Annotated in this window: 1 pseudogene; it reads right to left on the minus strand. The window is 56.9% G+C overall.

The features are described from left to right. A pseudogene (locus CF68_RS34340) lies at positions 1-439 on the minus strand (reverse transcriptase domain-containing protein); the annotation flags it as partial. Positions 440-510 lie beyond the last annotated feature (71 nt).

Below are 510 nucleotides of genomic sequence, written 5' to 3' on the forward strand. Positions count from 1 at the left end.
GAGCGTCGTGTGTCGATCGCCCTCGCCGATAGCCGAAGTTGGCATCGTCGAATATCGGCTCGAAGATGGGCTCCAGCCGGTTGAGCAACGCTTGCTGGCATACGCGATCGTAGATCGACGGAATTCCCAGTTTACGAAACTCTCCCGGTTTACCCATCTTCGGGATCGAGACCTGCCTGACCGGTTGCGGTTGATAGGTGCGCGTGCGCAATTCCGCTTGCAGACGGTCCAGTTGCTGGTCCGCCTGCTCAGCGAAATCCGCCACGCTGATTCCATCTACACCGCCGCTGCCCCGGTTGGCCTTTACTCGCTCCCAGGCGATTTCCAGGTTCTTCCGTTGGTAAACCTTGTCAATTAATGAATGGACCTTCTTTGCCTCCATCGGGTTGATCCAATCAGACAGTCTCCTCGGGCGCGGATGTACGGGTGTTTCACTCATGGAACTGATCCTCCTCTGCGTCCTTACTCACTATCGTCCGGGTTCTTCCCAATCATCTTCGCCGGCTGCCT

It is taken from the genome of Cupriavidus sp. SK-4, from assembly GCF_000611125.1.
GTDB lineage: Bacteria > Pseudomonadota > Gammaproteobacteria > Burkholderiales > Burkholderiaceae > Cupriavidus > Cupriavidus necator.